Here is a 17,294-nt window from a genome sequence, read left to right on the forward strand (position 1 = left end):
GGCTTTAGGGGTGCTGTTCTTACAGTGTGGGATCGCGTCCAACCCGGTCATGAGCGGCTCCCGCAGCGACAGCCCCAAAAAGCCCTTTGCCGCTGGCTCTCTGCAGAAGCCCCTGGCCATCTTGGCCATCAATAAAAAAGAGGAAGAAGAGAAGCGCCGCAAGGAAGCTGAGGCCGAGGCCGCCAAGGCCAAGCTCGAGCAACCCCAGCAACTGCAGCAGCCCAACGTGCCAAGCGCCGCAGGCGGCGTTGATGCGCCCGACCCCTTGGCCGGGTTGAGCATGGACGACCTGCTGGGTCCAGCTGATCAACCCAAGGCAGCACCCAAAACCCCTGCTGCCAATCGGGTGGTGGATGACTTCGACTTCGACGAAGAAGCCTTCCTCGCCGCCCTCGATGAAAACGAGCCGATTGGCGCCACCGGCGATGTGGTGACCGGCAAGGTCATTGAGCACGAAAGCGACGGCATTTATGTCGATATCGGCGGCAAAGCCCCGGGCTTCATGCCCAAAAACGAGTGCGGCCTTGGGGTGATCGTCGATCTCAAGAACCGTTTCCCTAAAGGACTCGAAGTTCAGGTGCTGGTTACCCGCGAGCAGAACGCCGATGGCATGGTCACGGTGAGCTGCCGTGCCTTGGCCCTGCGCCAGGCCTGGGACAAGGTGCGCCAGCTGGAGAAGGAAGGGAAGGTGGTGCAGGTGAAGATCACCGGCTTCAACCGCGGCGGCTGCACCTGTGATCTCGAAGGTCTGCGCGGCTTCATTCCCCGCTCCCAGCTCAACGAAGGCGAAAACCACGAAGCCTTGGTGGGCAAAACCGTTGGTGTGGCCTTCCTCGAGGTGAATCCCGACACCCGCAAGTTGGTGCTCTCTGAGAAAAAAGCCGCGATGGCTGCCTTCTTTGCCGACCTGGAGGTGGGCCAACTGGTGAGCGGGCTGGTCACCAGCGTGAAGCCCTATGGCTTCTTCGTGGATCTTGGTGGCGTCAGCGGGCTGCTGCACCACAGCTGCATCACCGGCGGCACCATGCGCGAACTGCGGGAGATCTTTGATTCCGGCGACTCCCTTCAGGCCCTGATCACCGAACTCGATCCTGGACGCGGCCGCATCGGCCTCAACACAGCTCTGCTGGAAAACCAGCCCGGCGAGCTGTTGATCAACAAAGAGGCGGTGATGGCTGAGGCCAAAGACCGAGCCAACCGGGCCCGCAACATGCTGCGCACCCAAGAACAGGGCGCGGGATGAGCCTGCCTGCCAACACCTGGGAGCTGGACTTCTACTCCCGTCCCCTGCTCGATGAGAACGGCAAAAAACGCTGGGAAGCGCTGATCTGCTCTGGTGATGGCAGCTTCCAGTGGCAGCGCTTTTGCCCGGCCGACAGCGTTAACTCCATTTGGCTGAAAACAGCGCTCAGCGATGCCCTCGCTGCCGCAGACGAGGCCAGCAGCCCAGCCCCCAAACGCTTGCGCTGCTGGCGCAGCTCGATGCGCACCATGGTGCAGCGAGCCGCTGAAGGCGTGGGTCTGGAGATGGTGCCCAGCCGCCGCTGTTACGCGCTGGTGGAGTGGTTGCAGCAGCGCGAAGCCAGCATCTACCCCGAAATGGAGGGCCATCTCAATGGCCCATTGGCGCCACCACCGCAACCGTTGCAAGCAGCACCGCTGCCGCTGCCGGAAGCCGTACGCGGCGATAGCTGGGGCTGGGCCAGCCTGCCGGCCGCCAGCCTGGCGGAGGCCAGCGAATGGCCCATGGATTTTTCGGGCTTGGTGCCCCTGCCCAACACCAAAGCTGAAGCGATGGTGCCTGGCGTGCGGCTGTTCAGCAGCAGCCGGGCCCTGGCTCTGGCGGGCTGGCTCAGTGGTTTGGAGCCTGTGCGCTTAGAGGTCTGCGGGCAGCAGCTGGTGCTGGAAGCTGGCCTAGAGGATCGTTGGCTGGTGAGCGATCTGCAAAACGGCGAGGCTGACTCCGCCCAGCAAGCGCTAGAGGCCGCACGGCAAGAGGCGGGCGGTTTGCAGTTCTTAGCTGTGCAGAGCGGGCCGGACGCCACAGAATTTGCTGGCTTTTGGCTGCTGCGCGACCTTCCGGATGTCTGAACACGTCGAGCCGCCCTTCGACCGCCCCGACAAGGACTTCAACACCCTCGTTGGCTGGACATGGGTGGGCACCTACGGCGGTTACTACCTGCAGTGCGATCAGCTCAGCGCCTTTGAGCACGGCTTTTTTACGCGCCTATGGCATGGCCGTGAACCGGGTGGCTTGGTGGGCTATGTGAGCTCCGGGGTGAGTGTGCACCGGCTCAAACAAGTGCATAGCGGCCGAGTGCTGGCAGCCTCTGCAGCTCACAACGATCCCTGGCCAGAAGCCGATGGGCTGGTGAGTGATGCCGGCGGCCAAAGCCTGTGGGTGGCTGGTGCTGACTGCACGCCGGTGCTGATCGCTGATCCAGACAGCGGCAGCGTGGCGGCTTGCCATGCCGGCTGGCGCGGCGTGGCGGCTGGCATCTTGACCACCGCCATCAGCCAGCTCGAGGCCAGCGGCTGCCGCCGTGAGCAGCTGCTGGTGGCCCTAGGCCCGGCCGTGAGCGGCCCGAACTACCAAGTGGAGCGATCCACCAGCGAACAGCTCGGCCCCATCGACGATCTGCAGGCTGCCGGCGCACTGCTGGATGACCCGCAAGAGGGCCGCGATCGCCTCGACATTCGCCGGGCGGCCCACTGGCAACTGCTGCAATTCGGATTGAGAACCGAGCAAATCTCGATTTGCCCGCTGTGCACGGTGGCTGAACCGGAGCTGTTTCACTCCTGGCGGCGCGATCAGGTCAAGGCGGTGCAGTGGAGCGGCATCGTTAGCCAGAATGCCGATACGCCACGGTGAGGTTGTTGGCGGGCATGGCCGAGCGGCCGATGAGCTGCAGCCCATGGCTGGCTGCCAAAGTCGACACCTGCTCGAGGGAGCGCAATCCCCAACTTGGATCGCGGCTGCGCAAGCTGGCATCAAAGGCCTCATTGCTGGGGCTGGTGGGCACCGACGGCTCGACAAAGGGTCCGTAAAGCACCAGCTGCCCGCCCTTCGGGAGCTGCCGGCCGGCTTCAGCCAGCAGTCCTTGGCAGGCAGCCCAAGGGGCGATGTGAATCATGTTGATGCACAGGATCAAGGCTGGATCCAACGCGGGCCAAGGCACTGCGGTGGCATCGAGGTCCAACGGCTCTTCCATGGCTTTGAGGTCCAAGGCATCGGCCCAGGCCTGCAGGCTGCGCCGGTGCAGCGGATCAGGATCACTGCCCTGCCAGCGCAGCAATGGATGGCTGGAAGCAAACTGCTGCTGAAAATGGCAGAGATGCTCGCCGCTGCCGCTGGCGATCTCCAGCACCAGCCCGCGTTGAGGCAGCAACGGCTCCAACACCTCGGCAATTGCCTGACGATTGCGAGCCGTGGCCGGGAAATGCAGACGCCCGTCGTCCATGGCAGGCTGCGGAGATAGGAAGGCTTCCACAATGGCCCAGTCCTTCTGGTCGCAAAAGCCCTGGTGGTGTCAGCCCTGGTCGATCCTGCTGACCGGGGCCGTGATCATGGCCGGCAGTTGGCTGCTGTTTGAGCGCTGGTGGCTATCGGCCTTGGTAAGCCTGCCGGTGCTGGCTTGGTGGGGCTTGTTTCTGGTGGTTGTGCCTTACACCACACCGGTTGAGGAGCAGGAGAGCTGAGGCCATGGATCCCTTGCAGCTGGATCCGGCCTGGCCCTCAGCGGTGCCGCTGCTGGATCTGGAAACAGCGCTCGAGCAAAGCCTGCTGCAGAGCGGTTTGAGCCGGCAGGACTACATCAAACGGCTTGTCCAAGATCTGCACAAACCCAGGCTGCAACCATTGCTCTGGCTCTTGCCGCGCCGCTGGCGGCTGGCCCCAGCGCAGCTGCCGCAGCAGCTCCATGGCCTGGCTCAATTGCTGGAGCGCGGCTTGCTCACCCCCAGCCTGCTGGCAGTGCTGGGGGATGAAATGGCCCAGTTGCTACCGCAACCGGATCAAGCCAACACACCACTGGAGCGATGGCGCGGCGCTGGTGAATCCAGCCTCAAGCCCTGGAGCGAGGTGGTGGCCCTCAGCCAGAGCGATGCGCCGGCTGATGCCACAGGTGCTGAGGCCAAAGCCAGCCATCTGGCACCTGGGTTGGTGTGGAACAACCTGGGGCTGCATTACAGCCAGAACCAGGCGCGCCGCCAGGCCAACAGCGCAGCCGCGCAATGGCTGAACCACCATGCCGCCCGGGGCGGCAGCCGCGAGCTCATCGAAACGCTGCAACAACGGGGCTGGCAGATCAAAGCCCGCTTCCGCGCCAGCGTGGCGAGCTTTGGACTGGGGGCCTGCTTCCGCAGCCAAGCCAGCGACAGCTGGCAGCAAATCCCCATCGGCCTACCGATGCGCAGCGGCTTGCTGGATCAAAACGGTCAAGAGATCACCATGCTGCTGCCCCACAGCGCTGTGGAGATGGAGCTGTGCGGGGAAGGCTGCGAGCTGCTATTGCAGTTTTATCAAGGCACTGAAGGGATCTGCGGCTGGGAAGCCCTCAATGATTTGCAGCGCCCTTGGCAGAACGATCGCCATAACGGCACGGTTCGCTACATGGGCGAGCCATGGCAGGGAAGCAACCTACTGGAGCTGATGGACCTCACCGATGTGATGGCTCTGGTGCACAACAGCGTGGCCAGTGAGCTGCAGCTGCGCTGGGGCGGCTACGGCTCGGTGGGCTACTGCATCGACACCACCGCCCTGGTGCAACAGGCCTTGCTGGATCAGTGCGATCTGTTCCCGCTACTGCTCAATGGCATCTGGAGGGAACGGCTACTGCGCACCAGCCAACGGCTACCGGCTAGCAGCGCGCTGCAGCGCTATCAGAAGGCGCTGATGGAGCTACCACTGGATCTCTCCCATCACGGCAGCAGCAGTACTGAGGCCTGGCGACGCCTGCAGGGCTGTCAGCCCCTATCCAGCCCTTTCTGTCTGTCGCAACACATCCAACACGCGCCCAACGACTTCACCGCGGTAGCGCTCTGAAAAGGGACCGCGGTTGCCGTTGTGATTCATGCCGGCAATCACTTCACGTTGCACCAATCCCTGGCGGCACACCTTGTTCCACTTGCTGAAGGGCAGCAGCGGCAGCCGGCCTGGGTAGGCAATGCGGCCAAAGGCCGCCACCGGGTCGCGGGTGCCCACCACCAAGGTGACCTGCTTGGTGCGCTCGAGCAGTTGGTTACCGCTGAAAACACCGCAGAAGGTGATGATCTGCACAGGCACCTTGCAAATGCTGCGCAGATAGTCGGCAACACCCATGGCCATCTCGCCACCGCCGCTGTAACCGAGGAGGACCAGCTCACTCCCTTGGCTGGGATCAAAGCCCTCTTCCGCCAAACGCAGGGTGATCTTGAGGGCCAGCTCGTAGTTGCGGATCGGGCCATAACGGCGATCCGATGAAATCCCCACCTTGATCACGTTGTTGGCCTGCACCAGCACCGCCGCCAGCAACTGCACAAAGCCGTTGGGGTGGTGCTCCTGCCAGTGGAAGAGGCGCCGCCAAAACCAAGCACTGCCGCTGTCATCGGCCAAGGCAACGGGCAGGAAGGTGTAGGTCTCGAGATCACGCACCAATCGGTGGTCATCATCCAGGCGTTGCTTGAGCTCCTCGAGAAAGGCACTCACCCGAGGCGGGTGATCTTTCTCCTGCTGATGGATGCCATCGAGATAAATCACAAAACGGCGCACCTGCTGGCCGCCCTCATGGCGGGCATTGGCTTGCAACAACTCAGCTGGCTGGGGGATGCCCTCCAGCCAGCCCTCCCAAAAGGCGTATTGGCTGACGACCGAATAGATCCCCGTGAGCGGGATCAGGATCAAGAAGAACAGGCCAATGCCAATCCCCACCTGGCGCAGGATGCTGAGACTGACCAGATCACGCAGCAACGCCTCCATGCGGCTGACGCCCACCAGGGCAATCACCACCGCCAAGACCAACACCACCACCAACCCGCGCCAATTGGCACGGTGGCGATGCACTTGGCTTTGGATGTGGGGAGCAGAGGTGCCCATGGCTCAAGCCCTGAACTCAGAGGCGAGGCGGTCGTAACTGCGGCGCCAGCTGGAGCGGAACAGCAAGGCAATCAGCACTAGGGCCACCACATACCCGGGGGTAACCAGCGGCACCACCTCCGCATAGGGAAGACCAAAGCGCAAATGCACCAGGGTGATCACGTTGAGATGGATCAACACCCAGATTGCGATAGCGATCAAATCGCTCACATAAGGAGCGGCCACCAACACATAGAAGAGGCCTGGGGCCAAGGCGCCGCCGATGGCATTGAAAAACTGCTTGGGCTCCACCAACAGCTGGGTGTGGAGCGCAATCAACACCATGTTGATGAAGCTGGCGATCAGCAGAGCCGCCGCCAACACCAAGGAATCAAGCAGTACATGCAACAGGATTTGGCGGGGTTTTAAACGATTCGCCAGCAGCGAGAAAACGTGCGATAGCGAAAAGGAAAACCCCACCAACACCACGAGCACCAGCCCTGTGTGGGCTTCTGGCAGAGAGACAACGGTGTTCTCAACCAGCTGCTCGAGCCGCTGTTCAAGCATGCTTCAGGCGAGGGCGGTTGATGATCCAGAGGATGAAGATCGACAGCACAGCGCAGTAGAAGCACCAGACCGAGTTGAAGGCCTGGGAATGGGTGAACCAGGTCAGGAAGATGGAGATGAAGATCAAGCCCCCAAACATCTTCACGCCTTTGTCTTTGAGGGCCACCAATGGCAAGACAATGAAGCCCCAGTAGACGAGTTGCCCCAAAGGCTCGGTGTTGACGAAGTTGTGCCAGATGGTGTCGACGTTGTAGACGATGCGCCCAGCCTCAACGGCTGGCTGGACTAATTCTGGGTGGAAAAAGACGGGTAAATAGAAGCCAATTCCCAAAATCGAGGCGACGATCCAGACCCATTTCAAGCGCTTCTGCAAGGCTTCCGTGTCCGTCGCCTTGCTGATGCTGTAAGCGCAGAAGGGAATCCAGATCATCCAGAAGCAGTAGGCAAAGAAGAGGAAACCTCTTGCCGTGATGGTGCCGAGAGGCTCCAGGCCGCCGTTATCGAGGGCGATCCACTGCAGGCCTTCAACAAATTGCTGCGTGCCGAAAAAAGCTGGCGTCATGGCCAATGGCGCATAGGCCTTTTGATCGGTTGTACGCGCGATGTGAGTGCCATAGAAGCCGATCGGCACCAAGACGGCAGCCGCCGTGAAGCTGGCGGAAGCAGAAAAACACATAGCAGGACTGTCTTCGCATCCAAGCTAGTGAGGGCCTGCAATTGGGCTAGTTCTGCTCCAATTTCTTAAAGCTCAATGTGAATCACCCCTGGAGCAGATGGGCGCTCACCGGCACCAACGAGCGCGGCGACTGGATGAGCTCGCGGTGGTTCCACACCGGCAGCCGCACGATCGGCCCCACCGGCAACACCCCGGTCCAGGCCGGGATCACCATCAAATCCCAAGGGCAATAGAAGCTGATGCAGTCGATGCCTCGCAGCAGGGAGGGATCGCCATTGAGTTGGCGCAACAGCGCGCTGCCCACCTTCATATCGGCCACACCTGGCACCAAGGCGCGTGGCCATGGCTGGGCAACCAAGGTGCCGTTTTGAGGACTGCCGAGGCTGACAAACCGGCGCGTTCGCCGGTGACCTCCATAAAGCTGCAGCCAGGTGCGCGAGATCACCGCCCCCATCGAAAAGCCCAGCAGGTCGATGGTTTGATCTGGACCAAAGGCCTCATCAATGGCCAGCTCCAAATCCTGGGCCAAGGTTTTCAGCGGCGTGAAGCCCAGCTTGTGGGGCAGATGGGGCGCCAAGATCGGCGCTGGCCAATCCTCTAAATGCTGGCGTAAACGCCGAAACACATTGGGGGTGTCCCACAGGCCATGCACGAGCACCAGCGGTGGCTTGGGGGACATCAAGGAGGCGCCTTGCATCCTCAGTGTCGTCATAGGAGCAGACTGACGCCAACTTCTGACCGGGGCTGGAGCAGATGAAGTGGCTTGTTGGCTTGCTGCTGATGCTTGGGCTCTGGATGGCTCCAGCGCCAGTCCATGCCGCTGCAGATGGCGCTGCCCTGTTTGAAGCCCATTGCGTGGGTTGCCACCTCAACGGCGGCAACATCATTCGCCGCGGCAAAACGCTGAAGCTCAAAGCCCTCGAGCGCAATGGAATTGAAGGCCCACTAGAGATCGCGATGATCGCGACGGAAGGGCGCGGTCAAATGAGTGGCTATGGCGAAGTGCTTGGCGAGCAAGGCGCTGATGCTGTAGCCGAGTGGATCTGGCAGCAAGCGCAAGAGGGCTGGTCCTAGAACGCCTGAATCCAGGGATAGACCTCAACGGCGGTCCAGATGCCGTTACGCCAGTAGACGTCTCCTTTAACGAGGCCTTCCACCTGCTCACGGCTCTCAGCCTCGTAGATGCCGAACACGTGAGTGCTGCCTTCGGTTGGTCCCAAGGTCACCAAAATGCCGTCATCTTTGAGGCGCTGCAGTCCAGCCAGATGCTCCTCGCGGTAGGGGGCGCGCTTCTCAAGCGCGTTCTCGCAATAGGTGCCCCAGAGGACAAAACGCATGGCCAATTCGGTGCTGATTTGGAGCCTACGGCTCAGCTATCGAGGGCAGCACGCAGCTCTGCGCAGAAGGCACCAGCTGTGGCCACCGGATCGCCGCCTTCAGCTTTGGCCTGGGCCATGCGCTTGACCAAGGCACTGCCCACAATCGCGCCATCAGCGCCCCAGCTGCGCACTTCAATGGCTTGCTGCGGGCCGGAGATGCCAAAGCCCACAGCTACCGGGGTGGGCCCCATGGCCTTGAGCTGGCCCACCAAGCCCGCCACCCGCGATTCCATTTGCGCCCGCTCACCGGTGACACCAGTCACGCTCACCATGTAGGTGAAGCCGCGACTGGCGGCTGCAATGCGGGCCATGCGCTCAGCCGGTGTGGTGGGAGCCACCAGCAGCACCAGATCCAGCCCTTGGGCCGCCGCGATGGGGGAGAGCTTCTCGGCTTCCTCGAGCGGCAGATCAGGCACCACCAAGCCAGCCGCTCCAGCAGCAGCGGCATCAGCGCAGAAGCGCTCCATGCCCACATTCAGCAGCGGGTTGCTGTAGGTGAACAGCACCACCGGCATGGTGAGCTCGCCCTTCAGCCCAGCCAACATCTCCAGCACCGACGCCGGTGTGGTGCCGACCTCAAGGGCACGGCTGGCAGCGGCCTGGATCACCGGGCCATCGGCCAAGGGATCGCTGTAGGGGATGCCCAGCTCCACCAGATCAGCCCCATTGGCTTGCAGGGCCAATAAGGCCGCACTCGTGGTGGCCAGATCCGGATCACCTGCGGTGAGGAAAGGCATCAGCGCGCAACGGCCCTGCTGCTTGAGCCCAGCAAAGCGGCTGGAGATGGCAGTGGAGCCAGGGGCCACGGTCATGGCAGCGGGCAGGGATTGCTGTGGCGCAGCCTATTTCTCCAGCTGACCCACCTCTTTGAGCAGGGCCTCCTGCTCCTCCGGGCTGAGGCTATTGAACTTCTCGCGCATCGCCTCGGTCTCCATGGCGTCATAGGCGCTGCGGTAGCGCCGGCGCTGCTCCATGAAGGTCATCTTTCCGGTGACCACCCGGGTCAGATAGGTGGCGGTCCAACCCACCACCACCACCAGCAACACCACCGAAGCGGCGATGCCGGCATCGAAATCTTCAAAACCAGCTGCCGAGAACCCCCAATAGCCCGCACCACCGAGCACGAAAACAGCCAGGGATAGCAGCAGCGCTTTAGCGCGCGTCATTGCTCAGGCCTCCCCTTGTCCGGCCATGCGCAGGTTGATGAAGGGAGCAAACAAGATCAGGCCGGGGAAAAACAGGAACACCATGCCGTAAATGGCAGTGCGCTCGATCTTGCCCATCTGATGCCAGCGCTTGTTCATCCACAGCAGCAGCGCCAAAGGCACCACGAGTAAATAGGCGCCACCTAAGGCTCCATAGGCCAGCAGCACTGGCAGGGCTTGATCAGGAAGCTGCGAGAGGAGCTGCTGGAACGGCAAGGAAACAACGGCAAAGAACAGTGCCCGTGGCGGGATTCGAACCCGCACTGGAGCGATTTTAAGTCGCCTATCTCTACCGGTTGGATTACACGGGCCGGCACCGCTGCATCATCGGACAAGGCGATGAGCACACCGGTGGCCGAGGAACAGCTGCAGCGCTTTCTCCACAAAGTGGAGCAACTCAATGCCCTGGTGGCCCTGATCGACGCTGATCCCCAGCTACGCGCGCGCCTCGCTGGTTGCGACACCCACCGGCAGGTGGTGGATTTCGCCTCGACTTTGGGACTGGAGATCGGCCGCCGCTGGGGCGAAAGCGATCCACCGGCGGCCAGTGAGCAACGCAACCTGCTGGCCAGCACCCCACCTCCTGCGGGCAGCGAACAGATCGAAGTGCTGCTGGAGCAAGGCGAGCTGAAGCTGGAGCGCATTCATTCCTGCGCAGCCAGCACTCCAGAAGGCCAGTGGTACGACCAAGAGCAAGGGGAGTGGGTGGCTCTGCTGCAGGGCAGCGCCCAACTGCGCTTTGAAGATGAACCCCAGCCGCGGCAACTGCAGGCCGGCGACTGGCTCTGGATTGCCCCGCACCGGCGCCACCGAGTTGAGGCCACCGATGGCGGGCGCGGCTGCCTCTGGTTAGCCCTGTTTTTGCCGCTTAACCTCTGCCCATGAAAATTTTGCTCAGCCTGCTGCTGCTGTTGGCCCCCACCGCGGCCATGGCGCAGGAGCAGAAAAAGCCGCAAAGCATGCGCGATGCCGCGGATTCGTTCCGCATTTGCCGCACCATTCCCGAGGAGCGGCGTGATGAATCAGCCGGCCGCCGCGTGGCCCAGGCCTGGATTGATTCCGCACCCTCTGGCGCCGAAGAGCGCCTGCCGCGCCGCGAATTGATGGAAGCGATGGTCAAGGCCTATGCCGCCTACATGGGCGAGCGCAAGGCCTATGGCGCCATCGGCTGCAGCGAAGGCATCTTGGATCGGGTTGAAAACCAGAACTGGAGCAGCTTTCACCAGGGCATCCGTGAGGTGCTGATGAAGCAGGGCATGGGCGATCTGATGACGCCTGGAACACCCCCCGGGCAGTAAATTAAGGAAAGCTAAAGACGGTGAATGGGGGTATCCCTCTCGCTTGGCACCATTCGACAGGATCTTGAGGCTGAGCGTCGTTGCAACAGCCTGGAACTGCTGGGTTTGCGGCCGCTGGTGAGCAAAGGAAGTTGTCACCCCAAACTGCAGCGACGCCTTGAAAACCGCCTAGCTGATCTGGAAGCGCGTCAGCGGGAGCTGGAACGGATCCGGGCCCTGCTGCGCTGAATCAGCCAATAAGCAGCACAGAGTGCCAAACACGCCACCCCCAAACTGATCACCAACAGCGGCTTGTCGACAGCCGCTGTCGGCTCGGGCATCACGATAATTTTGCGGGCCAAAGCGGTGATCGCCGTCGCCAAGACCAGCTCCACTTGGATGTGATGGTCTTTGAGATAGGCGGTGATGTTCTCCAGCACCTCAATGGCAATCAGCAGCTCAAGCACCTGGCCGAGGACCATCTCCAGCTCTGATAGCAAAAAGGGGAACTGCGCAGGAGCAACTTCCCAAGCCAGCACCGTCAACAGCTGCAGTGTGGCGGCGATGATCACGATGACCATGGCCACGGCCAACACCTTGGCCAGCACGCGCTGAAAGCGCAGCAAGCCTTGCTGGAAGACACTGTCGTCGCTCAACCAATTCTTGGGCCCATTCACAAGCTCAGACCTCAGTTACTGAAGGGCTCAAATTGGGGACGCGCACGCGTTTGCCCCGGCGGATTCACGATCTTGGTGTCACAGGTCACCGAACCATCAGCCGCCGTGACGCAGTTGCTTTCTTCGATACGGGTCTCTTTGCCCACATCGGAACCGGGTCCAAGGATGTAGCTACCCGACTGGGCCATAGCTGCTGCTGGCAACAGCAGAGCAGCTGCAGCTCCAAGCAAGGCGAAACGAAGGGCCATCACTGAGGCACAAACGATCGAGTTACTTTGCCTGAGACCCGCCTCAAGCGGCATCGCTTTGGATTGATTTGAGCAGCAAATCGAGCTGCGACATGTCGTCGTTATCAGCCGCACCGCCCTCCAGGAGCTCCGGTGCTCCGCTGGCCCATTGCGCCTCGATGGTGCACAAACGATCAGCCAAGGCTGTGACCCCGCCTTTGGAGACGGTGAGCTGCAGCTCTTGCAGCAACACCGGCATTCGAATCGATCCCGCCCGCAACGCACGGCGCAGATCGGCCTGGGTGCGGCCGCTGTGGCGCAGCCAATCTTTCAGGAATGACTCGAGCTGCTCGAGTTGGTCAGGGTCGAGCCGTGTGCTGGGGGCCATGGTCCCTTTGGAACCGCGATCCCTCCAGATTGGCATTACGAGCTGACAGGCTGAATCCAATCAGCAGGACGACTCCACCAAACCCGACTGAATGCCAGCGCGGCGCAGCTTGCGCAACGAGCGCTGCACCACCTGACGGCAGTACTCGCGGCTGCAGCTCATCTGACGTGCCACCTCAGCCAGGGTGCGCCATTCATTGGTGCCATCGAGGCCGAAGCGCAGCATCACAACAGTGCGCTCTTTGGGCGTGAGGTTGGCCTGATCCAGCAACTTCCACACCGTTTGGGTGCGCTCATCAAGCTCAGCGCGCTCCATCGGCGGCATCTCTTCACTGGGGAGCACATCCACCAGCTCAGAGGGATCGGACTTCGACTTCACCACACCCTGCAGGCTGACGGTGACGCTGCGCAGCTCACAGCCCAGCAGATCCTCCACCTCATCGAGGGGCAGCTTGAGGTAGTCAGCCAATTCCTCAGCAATGGGCTGGCGACCGGTTGACTGAAACAACCGGGCTTTGGCTGCACGAAGTTTGGTCAACTTCTCGTTGATGTTGACGGGAATACGAATTGTGCGGCTTTGCGTTGACAACGCGCGATTCAATCCTTGGCGAATCCACCAGTAGGCATAAGTACTAAATCGGTGTCCACGAGTTGGATCAAATTTTTCTACGGCGCGAGTTAAACCAAGCGTTCCTTCTTGAATCAAATCAAGCAACTCGAGCCCTTTGCCCTGATAACGCTTGGCCAGGTTTACAACCAAGCGTAAATTCGCCGTAATCATCTGGTTCTTGGCGCGCTCACCAAGGCGCAGAACCCTCTTCTCGTCTTCGCTGAGGCTCTCGATGGGCTTGTCTTGCAGTGGCACCATGGCTTGCACTTTGCGGCCCAAGGTGAGCTCCTGCTCGGGGGTCAAAAGCTTGTGACGACCAATCTCGCCAAGGAACGCGCTCAGGGAACTGGTGGTCATATCGAAGCCCCTCGAAATATCAATGATTTGAACCTAGGGGAAATGATTGGTTTCCCAGCAAGACTCACAAAGGCTTCCAAGTTCCTATTTCCTTCTCACTTAACAAGTTCCAAACACTTCAACATTTCCTTTGGGATCGACAATGTTTTGAGCTCTTTATCAGCACAAATCCTTTAGTTCTTCAATCCCTTCCTTCAGCGGAACCATGCATGAGCACTCCAGGGCGCGAGCGTTCGAGCTACTGTCCCGGCGATTGCTGACCTGCCATGCCCGAAGACCTGCTCAGCCGTGCCGGGATGGCCTACGCCCATGAACTGAGTTTCATGGTCTGTTTTGCAGCGCTGACCGCTGAACGCTTGATGATCCGCCCTGACCCCGATCAGGGAACAGCCACAAAGCTGATCATCACCGACATCATTTACGGCCTCGCCGCGCTGACCCTGCTGGGCAGCGGCATCATGCGCGTCCTTTATTTCGGCCAGGGCAGCGAGTTCTACACCCAAAACCCGCTGTTCTGGTGGAAGGTTGGCCTCTACCTAGGCGCCGGTGCCCTGTCGCTGTACCCCACCATCACCTACATCCTGTGGGCCATCCCGCTGCGCAAAGGCGAAGCCCCCAATGTCAGCGCTGGGGTGGCCAGCCGCATTGGCTGGGTGATCAACATTGAACTTGTGGCCTTCGGCAGCCTGCCCTTCATGGCCAGCCTGATGGCGCGTGGTGTTGGCCTGCCGGGATGATTCCCTGTCCGCCGGTGGAGTGGCGGCAACCGGCTGAACCGCCTGCTGAGGTCACAACGAAACCCGCTCCAGCGAGTGCGCCTGGCTACGCGAGCCAATTGCGGCCATCACGCTGGGGCTGGGTGGCCCAAAAACAATGGTGCGTCTGGGTGGAGCCGGGCCCAACAACCGACCGCTGGAATCAGCGCTGGCAAACAGCTGTGACAACCGCCCTCTCAACCTGGGGGGAGCAGGTGCGGCTGGTGCGCGTCAGCAACCCAGAGGATGCGCAACTTCGACTCTGGCGCCGGCGCCCGCCGCTGCAAAACGGCAGGGCCAGCCATGGCCGGGCTCTGCTGCAGCTGCAACAGGTGCAACGCCAAGGACGCGACAGCTCCGCCTTGGAACCATTGGTGGAGGTGCTGATCAGCCCGGGGCAACGGCAAGCGGCCATCCAAGCCACGGCATTGCATGAACTGGGCCATGGCTTTGGGCTCTGGGGCCACAGCGAGCTGAGCAGTGATGTGATGGGAGCGGTGCCCGGCGCCAAGCCAGCTCTCGAGCTCAGCGAGCGCGATCAACAGACGCTGCAGTGGTTGTTTGACCAACCCAGCGCCCTGCCAACAGCGCCACCACAAACAACAGCGCCTGAACCAGCACCACCATCGGACCTGACGGCTGATTGAACACTGCCGATCCAAACAACCCCACCACCGCCGACAGCGCTCCGATCGCTGCAGCCAGCAGCACGTAGACGTTGAAACTGCGGCTGAGCAACCGGGCCACACAGGCCGGGATCACCACAAAGCCACTGATCAGCAGCACCCCAACCGCCTTGATCGAGGCCGCCACCACCAAGGCCAACAGACCCAAGAGGATCAAGCGGTGAGTTTCCACGGCCACCCCGCGGGAGCGAGCCAGCACCGGATCGACGCTGATCAGGATTTGGGCGCGGCGGCTGATTACGCCATAGGCCAGCGTGACCACCAACAGCAGCGTCAGGGGCAGCAGATCAGCCCAGGCGATGCCGAGGATGTCGCCAAACAGGAGCTGTTGCAGGCTCAAGCGCGCCCCAGGCAGTGAGCTCAACAACACCACCGAGAGGGCCAAGGCCCCCGAGCACATCAAGCTGAGCAGCGCATCAGCTGAGAGCGAACTGCGTTTAAGCAGTTCCCGCAGCAGCCAGGCAAACCCCAGGGCGAAGGGCCAGAGCAGCACAGGCGGGCTCAAGCCCACCAACAGCGCCAAGCTGATGCCCAACAGCGAGGCCTGCCCCAAGGCTTCAGCAAAGAAAGAAAGCTGCCGCAGCACAGCAATGCTGCCGACCCAGCCCCCCAAGATGCCGCTGATCACACCACCGATCAGCGCCCGCTGCATGAAGGGCTCTTGCCACAAGCTGAGGCTGCTGATCAGTTCAGGTGCCATAGCGATCAGTGGTGATGGCTGTGCTCATAGAGCACGTAGTCGCGGCCATAAAGGCGCTCCAATTCCTCGCGGCTGAGGGTGTGCTCTGGCGGCCCTTGGCAGCACAGGGCTCGGTTCAAACACAGCACCCAATCCGAACTGCGGCGAACCATCGAGAGGTCGTGGGTGATTTGCAAAATCGTCAGCCCCTCTTGGAGCCGTAGCTGCTGCAACAGCTCCTGCAGTTGCACAGCAGCCTGGGGATCGAGGCCCGTGCGCGGCTCATCAAACACCAGCAGCTTGCGCGGATGCACGGTGCAAAAGGCCAGCAGCACCCGCTGCAGCTCACCGCCGGAAAGCTCGCTGAGCAAGCGGCGGCGCAGATGGCTCACCTGCAAACGCTCTAAAGCAGCGGGAACAGCCTTGCGGTGGTTGCAACACGGGCTGCAGCCCAGCCGCACAAATTCACTCACCGACAAGGGGAAGCGGCCGTCGAGCAGCAACTTTTGCGGCAGGTACGCCACCTGATCGCGCACCTCTCTGGGCAGGCGACCGCTGCGCGGCAGGGTGTGCCCCAACAAACGGATGGTGCCCCCCTGATGGGGAAGCAACCCCACCAGGGCTTGCACCAAGGTGCTTTTGCCCGCCCCGTTGGGACCAATCACAGCGGTATCGCTACCGGGTTGCAGGGCAAAGCTCACGCCAGACACCACCTCATGACCTGCGCGAGAGATGCACAGGTCGTTCACCTCCAGCAGGGACGCCGTCAAGACTTCATGGTGGCTTTGACAGCTTCACCATTGCGGCGCATCACCTCGATGTAAAGCTCCGGCGTGCGCTTTGAAGCTTCAGGAACCAGCTCCAGGGGATCAAACACCTCCAGGCGCAGGGTCAAATCCTTCGCCAGCGACTGCAACGCAGCACTGCCCCCACCAGGCTCGGTGAGCACCCCAGCAATGTTGTTGGCTTTGAGCACCTGATTAATGCGCTGCACATCAGCCGGTGAAGGCTGATCTTCCGGCAGGGTCACCAGGGCCTCATCACTGAGTCCGTAGCGGCGGGTGAAGTAAGGCAGGGCTTCGTGGAAACTCACCACCGTGCGGCCTTGAAACGGCGCCAGCTCAGCGGCCAGCTCGCTATCAAGTTGTTGCAGCTTGGTGATGTAGGCATCGGCGCGGTTGCGGTAGCCATCGGCGCAACTGGGATCGGCTTTCATCAAGCCATCGCGAATGGTCTCCACCTGTTTGGCCGCCAAGGTGGGATCGAGCCACACATGGGGGTTCACCGCTTCTACCGCATCGCCGTGGGCATGGCCATGGTCGTGATGGTGATGATGGCCATGACCGTGATCGTCCTTCTCTTCCATCGCCAAGGGGTTGATCCCAGAGCTGCTGTCGATCGTGATCAGTTCCTTGTTTTCAGCACCTTTGAGCACTGGCTCCAGAAAGCTCTCCATGCCCAGGCCATTGATCACTAAAACCTGGGCCTTGCCGAGGCTGGCCACATCCTGGGGACGCGCTTGATGGGCATGGCTATCGGCACCAGCTGGCAGCAGCGAGCTGACCTGGGCGCAATCACCAGCCACCGCCTTGGTGAACAGGGTGGTGGTGAGGATCGTGGTGACGACCTGCAGCTTCTGGCTGCTGGCCTGATCCACCGGCTCAGTTGAAGAACAGGCCACCGCCATCGCCAACAGCGGCACAGATGCCAGAGTCCCCGCCAACCTTCTGAGACAACGAGCCACGCCGTTCAACCTGAAT

General features: G+C 61.5%; 26 protein-coding genes and 1 tRNA gene. 10 read left to right on the top strand and 17 right to left on the bottom strand.

Annotated elements, in window-relative coordinates; genetic code table 11:
* The first annotated feature begins 49 nt into the window (after positions 1 to 49).
* The 3 genes from SynMINOS11_RS08045 to pgeF are packed head-to-tail and all read left to right on the top strand — an operon-like array spanning position 50 to position 2,872.
* Entirely contained in the window at positions 50 to 1,243 is a 1,194-nt protein-coding gene (locus tag SynMINOS11_RS08045; RefSeq protein WP_186547804.1) for a S1 RNA-binding domain-containing protein, read from the top strand.
* Positions 1,240 to 2,091, top strand: a complete 852-nt coding sequence (locus SynMINOS11_RS08050) for a Tab2/Atab2 family RNA-binding protein (protein ID WP_186547806.1) — start codon at positions 1,240 to 1,242, stop codon at positions 2,089 to 2,091. Before SynMINOS11_RS08045 ends, SynMINOS11_RS08050 begins: the two co-directional genes overlap by 4 nt.
* On the top strand, positions 2,084 to 2,872 hold the full coding sequence (gene pgeF / locus SynMINOS11_RS08055; RefSeq protein ID WP_186547808.1) for a peptidoglycan editing factor PgeF: 789 nt from the start codon (positions 2,084 to 2,086) through the stop codon (positions 2,870 to 2,872). The genes SynMINOS11_RS08050 and pgeF overlap by 8 nt, the downstream gene beginning before the upstream one ends.
* Here the strand turns inward: pgeF and SynMINOS11_RS08060 are convergent.
* A complete protein-coding gene (locus SynMINOS11_RS08060; RefSeq protein ID WP_186547810.1) occupies positions 2,844 to 3,461 on the bottom strand; it encodes a DUF938 domain-containing protein in 618 nt (205 codons plus the stop codon). The genes pgeF and SynMINOS11_RS08060 overlap by 29 nt on opposite strands.
* Before the next feature lie 31 nt (positions 3,462 to 3,492).
* On the opposite strand from SynMINOS11_RS08060, the gene SynMINOS11_RS08065 reads away from it, so the two are divergent.
* Positions 3,493 to 3,699: a DUF6737 family protein gene (locus tag SynMINOS11_RS08065; protein ID WP_186547812.1), complete on the top strand. Its 207-nt coding sequence runs from the start codon at positions 3,493 to 3,495 to the stop codon at positions 3,697 to 3,699.
* 4 nt (positions 3,700 to 3,703) lie between these two features.
* On the top strand, positions 3,704 to 5,044 hold the full coding sequence (locus SynMINOS11_RS08070) for a hypothetical protein (protein ID WP_186547814.1): 1,341 nt from the start codon (positions 3,704 to 3,706) through the stop codon (positions 5,042 to 5,044).
* Here SynMINOS11_RS08070 and SynMINOS11_RS08075 read toward each other — a convergent pair.
* The 4 genes from SynMINOS11_RS08075 to SynMINOS11_RS08090 form a co-directional block, all read right to left on the bottom strand.
* Positions 4,973 to 6,073 carry an alpha/beta hydrolase gene (locus SynMINOS11_RS08075; RefSeq protein ID WP_186547816.1) on the bottom strand — a complete coding sequence of 367 codons (1,101 nt, stop codon included), beginning with the start codon at positions 6,071 to 6,073 and terminating at the stop codon, positions 4,973 to 4,975. The two genes, SynMINOS11_RS08070 and SynMINOS11_RS08075, sit on opposite strands and share 72 nt — an antisense overlap.
* Before the next feature lie 3 nt (positions 6,074 to 6,076).
* Complete coding sequence (locus SynMINOS11_RS08080) at positions 6,077 to 6,619, bottom strand: hypothetical protein (protein WP_186547818.1); 543 nt, start codon at positions 6,617 to 6,619, stop codon at positions 6,077 to 6,079.
* Positions 6,612 to 7,295 (bottom strand): DUF6629 family protein, encoded by a 684-nt coding sequence (locus SynMINOS11_RS08085; protein WP_186547819.1) that lies wholly within the window; start codon positions 7,293 to 7,295, stop codon positions 6,612 to 6,614. The genes SynMINOS11_RS08080 and SynMINOS11_RS08085 overlap by 8 nt, the downstream gene beginning before the upstream one ends.
* Positions 7,296 to 7,377: 82 nt before the next feature.
* Positions 7,378 to 7,992, bottom strand: coding sequence for an esterase/lipase family protein (locus SynMINOS11_RS08090; RefSeq protein WP_255445356.1), 615 nt, complete (start codon positions 7,990 to 7,992; stop codon positions 7,378 to 7,380).
* Positions 7,993 to 8,048: 56 nt separating this feature from the next.
* On the opposite strand from SynMINOS11_RS08090, the gene SynMINOS11_RS08095 reads away from it, so the two are divergent.
* The gene (locus tag SynMINOS11_RS08095) at positions 8,049 to 8,369 is read left to right on the top strand and encodes a c-type cytochrome (RefSeq protein ID WP_186547823.1); all 321 of its coding nucleotides are present in this window, start codon (positions 8,049 to 8,051) and stop codon (positions 8,367 to 8,369) included.
* On the opposite strand, the gene SynMINOS11_RS08100 is transcribed toward SynMINOS11_RS08095, so the two are convergent.
* From SynMINOS11_RS08100 to SynMINOS11_RS08120, 5 genes are all read right to left on the bottom strand, one after another.
* Entirely contained in the window at positions 8,366 to 8,632 is a 267-nt protein-coding gene (locus SynMINOS11_RS08100; protein WP_011936016.1) for a YciI family protein, read from the bottom strand. The genes SynMINOS11_RS08095 and SynMINOS11_RS08100 overlap by 4 nt on opposite strands.
* 32 nt (positions 8,633 to 8,664) lie before the next feature.
* Positions 8,665 to 9,486 (bottom strand): tryptophan synthase subunit alpha, encoded by an 822-nt coding sequence (gene trpA / locus SynMINOS11_RS08105; protein ID WP_186547825.1) that lies wholly within the window; start codon positions 9,484 to 9,486, stop codon positions 8,665 to 8,667.
* A gap of 30 nt (positions 9,487 to 9,516) precedes the next feature.
* Positions 9,517 to 9,840, bottom strand: coding sequence for a DUF3007 family protein (locus tag SynMINOS11_RS08110; protein WP_011936018.1), 324 nt, complete (start codon positions 9,838 to 9,840; stop codon positions 9,517 to 9,519).
* Between the two features lie 3 nt (positions 9,841 to 9,843).
* Positions 9,844 to 10,095 carry an NAD(P)H-quinone oxidoreductase subunit L gene (locus SynMINOS11_RS08115; RefSeq protein WP_043738178.1) on the bottom strand — a complete coding sequence of 84 codons (252 nt, stop codon included), beginning with the start codon at positions 10,093 to 10,095 and terminating at the stop codon, positions 9,844 to 9,846.
* A 21-nt stretch (positions 10,096 to 10,116) separates the two neighbouring features.
* Positions 10,117 to 10,190, bottom strand: a tRNA-Leu gene (locus SynMINOS11_RS08120).
* 28 nt (positions 10,191 to 10,218) lie between these two features.
* Between SynMINOS11_RS08120 and SynMINOS11_RS08125 the strand changes: the two genes are divergently transcribed.
* The 3 genes from SynMINOS11_RS08125 to SynMINOS11_RS08135 are packed head-to-tail and all read left to right on the top strand — an operon-like array spanning position 10,219 to position 11,405.
* Positions 10,219 to 10,764: a Nif11 domain/cupin domain-containing protein gene (locus SynMINOS11_RS08125; RefSeq protein ID WP_186547827.1), complete on the top strand. Its 546-nt coding sequence runs from the start codon at positions 10,219 to 10,221 to the stop codon at positions 10,762 to 10,764.
* Entirely contained in the window at positions 10,761 to 11,177 is a 417-nt protein-coding gene (locus SynMINOS11_RS08130; protein ID WP_186547829.1) for a hypothetical protein, read from the top strand. The genes SynMINOS11_RS08125 and SynMINOS11_RS08130 overlap by 4 nt, the downstream gene beginning before the upstream one ends.
* A gap of 24 nt (positions 11,178 to 11,201) precedes the next feature.
* Positions 11,202 to 11,405: a hypothetical protein gene (locus SynMINOS11_RS08135; protein WP_011936022.1), complete on the top strand. Its 204-nt coding sequence runs from the start codon at positions 11,202 to 11,204 to the stop codon at positions 11,403 to 11,405.
* On the opposite strand, the gene SynMINOS11_RS08140 is transcribed toward SynMINOS11_RS08135, so the two are convergent.
* The 4 genes from SynMINOS11_RS08140 to SynMINOS11_RS08155 are packed head-to-tail and all read right to left on the bottom strand — an operon-like array spanning position 11,366 to position 13,414.
* Positions 11,366 to 11,812, bottom strand: coding sequence for a phosphate-starvation-inducible PsiE family protein (locus tag SynMINOS11_RS08140; RefSeq protein ID WP_186547831.1), 447 nt, complete (start codon positions 11,810 to 11,812; stop codon positions 11,366 to 11,368). The two genes, SynMINOS11_RS08135 and SynMINOS11_RS08140, sit on opposite strands and share 40 nt — an antisense overlap.
* 32 nt (positions 11,813 to 11,844) lie before the next feature.
* Entirely contained in the window at positions 11,845 to 12,081 is a 237-nt protein-coding gene (locus SynMINOS11_RS08145) for a hypothetical protein (protein WP_043738184.1), read from the bottom strand.
* A 43-nt stretch (positions 12,082 to 12,124) separates the two neighbouring features.
* Positions 12,125 to 12,448, bottom strand: a complete 324-nt coding sequence (locus SynMINOS11_RS08150; protein ID WP_043738186.1) for a hypothetical protein — start codon at positions 12,446 to 12,448, stop codon at positions 12,125 to 12,127.
* A 60-nt stretch (positions 12,449 to 12,508) separates the two neighbouring features.
* Complete coding sequence (locus SynMINOS11_RS08155) at positions 12,509 to 13,414, bottom strand: sigma-70 family RNA polymerase sigma factor (RefSeq protein WP_186547834.1); 906 nt, start codon at positions 13,412 to 13,414, stop codon at positions 12,509 to 12,511.
* Positions 13,415 to 13,680: 266 nt separating this feature from the next.
* On the opposite strand from SynMINOS11_RS08155, the gene SynMINOS11_RS08160 reads away from it, so the two are divergent.
* Positions 13,681 to 14,151, top strand: coding sequence for a DUF2214 family protein (locus SynMINOS11_RS08160; RefSeq protein ID WP_011936027.1), 471 nt, complete (start codon positions 13,681 to 13,683; stop codon positions 14,149 to 14,151).
* Between the two features lie 543 nt (positions 14,152 to 14,694).
* On the opposite strand, the gene SynMINOS11_RS08165 is transcribed toward SynMINOS11_RS08160, so the two are convergent.
* From SynMINOS11_RS08165 to SynMINOS11_RS08175, 3 genes are read right to left on the bottom strand one after another with little or no spacing between them, the layout of a single operon-like run.
* Entirely contained in the window at positions 14,695 to 15,555 is an 861-nt protein-coding gene (locus SynMINOS11_RS08165) for a metal ABC transporter permease (protein WP_186547836.1), read from the bottom strand.
* 5 nt (positions 15,556 to 15,560) lie between these two features.
* The gene (locus tag SynMINOS11_RS08170; RefSeq protein WP_011936030.1) at positions 15,561 to 16,304 is read right to left on the bottom strand and encodes a metal ABC transporter ATP-binding protein; all 744 of its coding nucleotides are present in this window, start codon (positions 16,302 to 16,304) and stop codon (positions 15,561 to 15,563) included.
* On the bottom strand, positions 16,301 to 17,257 hold the full coding sequence (locus SynMINOS11_RS08175; RefSeq protein ID WP_255445357.1) for a metal ABC transporter solute-binding protein, Zn/Mn family: 957 nt from the start codon (positions 17,255 to 17,257) through the stop codon (positions 16,301 to 16,303). Before SynMINOS11_RS08175 ends, SynMINOS11_RS08170 begins: the two co-directional genes overlap by 4 nt.
* Positions 17,258 to 17,294 lie beyond the last annotated feature (37 nt).

Source organism: Synechococcus sp. Minos11, from assembly GCF_014279855.1.
Lineage (GTDB): Bacteria > Cyanobacteriota > Cyanobacteriia > PCC-6307 > Cyanobiaceae > RCC307.

Coding starts and splice junctions, on each gene's coding strand:
- SynMINOS11_RS08045 (WP_186547804.1), top strand. CDS start 50: ATGAGCGGCTCCCGCAGCGACAGCCCCAAAAAGCCCTTTGCCGCTGGC.
- SynMINOS11_RS08050 (WP_186547806.1), top strand. CDS start 1,240: ATGAGCCTGCCTGCCAACACCTGGGAGCTGGACTTCTACTCCCGTCCC.
- pgeF (WP_186547808.1), top strand. CDS start 2,084: ATGTCTGAACACGTCGAGCCGCCCTTCGACCGCCCCGACAAGGACTTC.
- SynMINOS11_RS08060 (WP_186547810.1), bottom strand. CDS start 3,461: ATGGACGACGGGCGTCTGCATTTCCCGGCCACGGCTCGCAATCGTCAG.
- SynMINOS11_RS08065 (WP_186547812.1), top strand. CDS start 3,493: ATGGCCCAGTCCTTCTGGTCGCAAAAGCCCTGGTGGTGTCAGCCCTGG.
- SynMINOS11_RS08070 (WP_186547814.1), top strand. CDS start 3,704: ATGGATCCCTTGCAGCTGGATCCGGCCTGGCCCTCAGCGGTGCCGCTG.
- SynMINOS11_RS08075 (WP_186547816.1), bottom strand. CDS start 6,073: ATGGGCACCTCTGCTCCCCACATCCAAAGCCAAGTGCATCGCCACCGT.
- SynMINOS11_RS08080 (WP_186547818.1), bottom strand. CDS start 6,619: ATGCTTGAACAGCGGCTCGAGCAGCTGGTTGAGAACACCGTTGTCTCT.
- SynMINOS11_RS08085 (WP_186547819.1), bottom strand. CDS start 7,295: ATGTGTTTTTCTGCTTCCGCCAGCTTCACGGCGGCTGCCGTCTTGGTG.
- SynMINOS11_RS08090 (WP_255445356.1), bottom strand. CDS start 7,992: ATGCAAGGCGCCTCCTTGATGTCCCCCAAGCCACCGCTGGTGCTCGTG.
- SynMINOS11_RS08095 (WP_186547823.1), top strand. CDS start 8,049: ATGAAGTGGCTTGTTGGCTTGCTGCTGATGCTTGGGCTCTGGATGGCT.
- SynMINOS11_RS08100 (WP_011936016.1), bottom strand. CDS start 8,632: ATGCGTTTTGTCCTCTGGGGCACCTATTGCGAGAACGCGCTTGAGAAG.
- trpA (WP_186547825.1), bottom strand. CDS start 9,486: ATGACCGTGGCCCCTGGCTCCACTGCCATCTCCAGCCGCTTTGCTGGG.
- SynMINOS11_RS08110 (WP_011936018.1), bottom strand. CDS start 9,840: ATGACGCGCGCTAAAGCGCTGCTGCTATCCCTGGCTGTTTTCGTGCTC.
- SynMINOS11_RS08125 (WP_186547827.1), top strand. CDS start 10,219: ATGAGCACACCGGTGGCCGAGGAACAGCTGCAGCGCTTTCTCCACAAA.
- SynMINOS11_RS08130 (WP_186547829.1), top strand. CDS start 10,761: ATGAAAATTTTGCTCAGCCTGCTGCTGCTGTTGGCCCCCACCGCGGCC.
- SynMINOS11_RS08135 (WP_011936022.1), top strand. CDS start 11,202: ATGGGGGTATCCCTCTCGCTTGGCACCATTCGACAGGATCTTGAGGCT.
- SynMINOS11_RS08145 (WP_043738184.1), bottom strand. CDS start 12,081: ATGGCCCTTCGTTTCGCCTTGCTTGGAGCTGCAGCTGCTCTGCTGTTG.
- SynMINOS11_RS08150 (WP_043738186.1), bottom strand. CDS start 12,448: ATGGCCCCCAGCACACGGCTCGACCCTGACCAACTCGAGCAGCTCGAG.
- SynMINOS11_RS08155 (WP_186547834.1), bottom strand. CDS start 13,414: ATGACCACCAGTTCCCTGAGCGCGTTCCTTGGCGAGATTGGTCGTCAC.
- SynMINOS11_RS08160 (WP_011936027.1), top strand. CDS start 13,681: ATGCCCGAAGACCTGCTCAGCCGTGCCGGGATGGCCTACGCCCATGAA.
- SynMINOS11_RS08165 (WP_186547836.1), bottom strand. CDS start 15,555: ATGGCACCTGAACTGATCAGCAGCCTCAGCTTGTGGCAAGAGCCCTTC.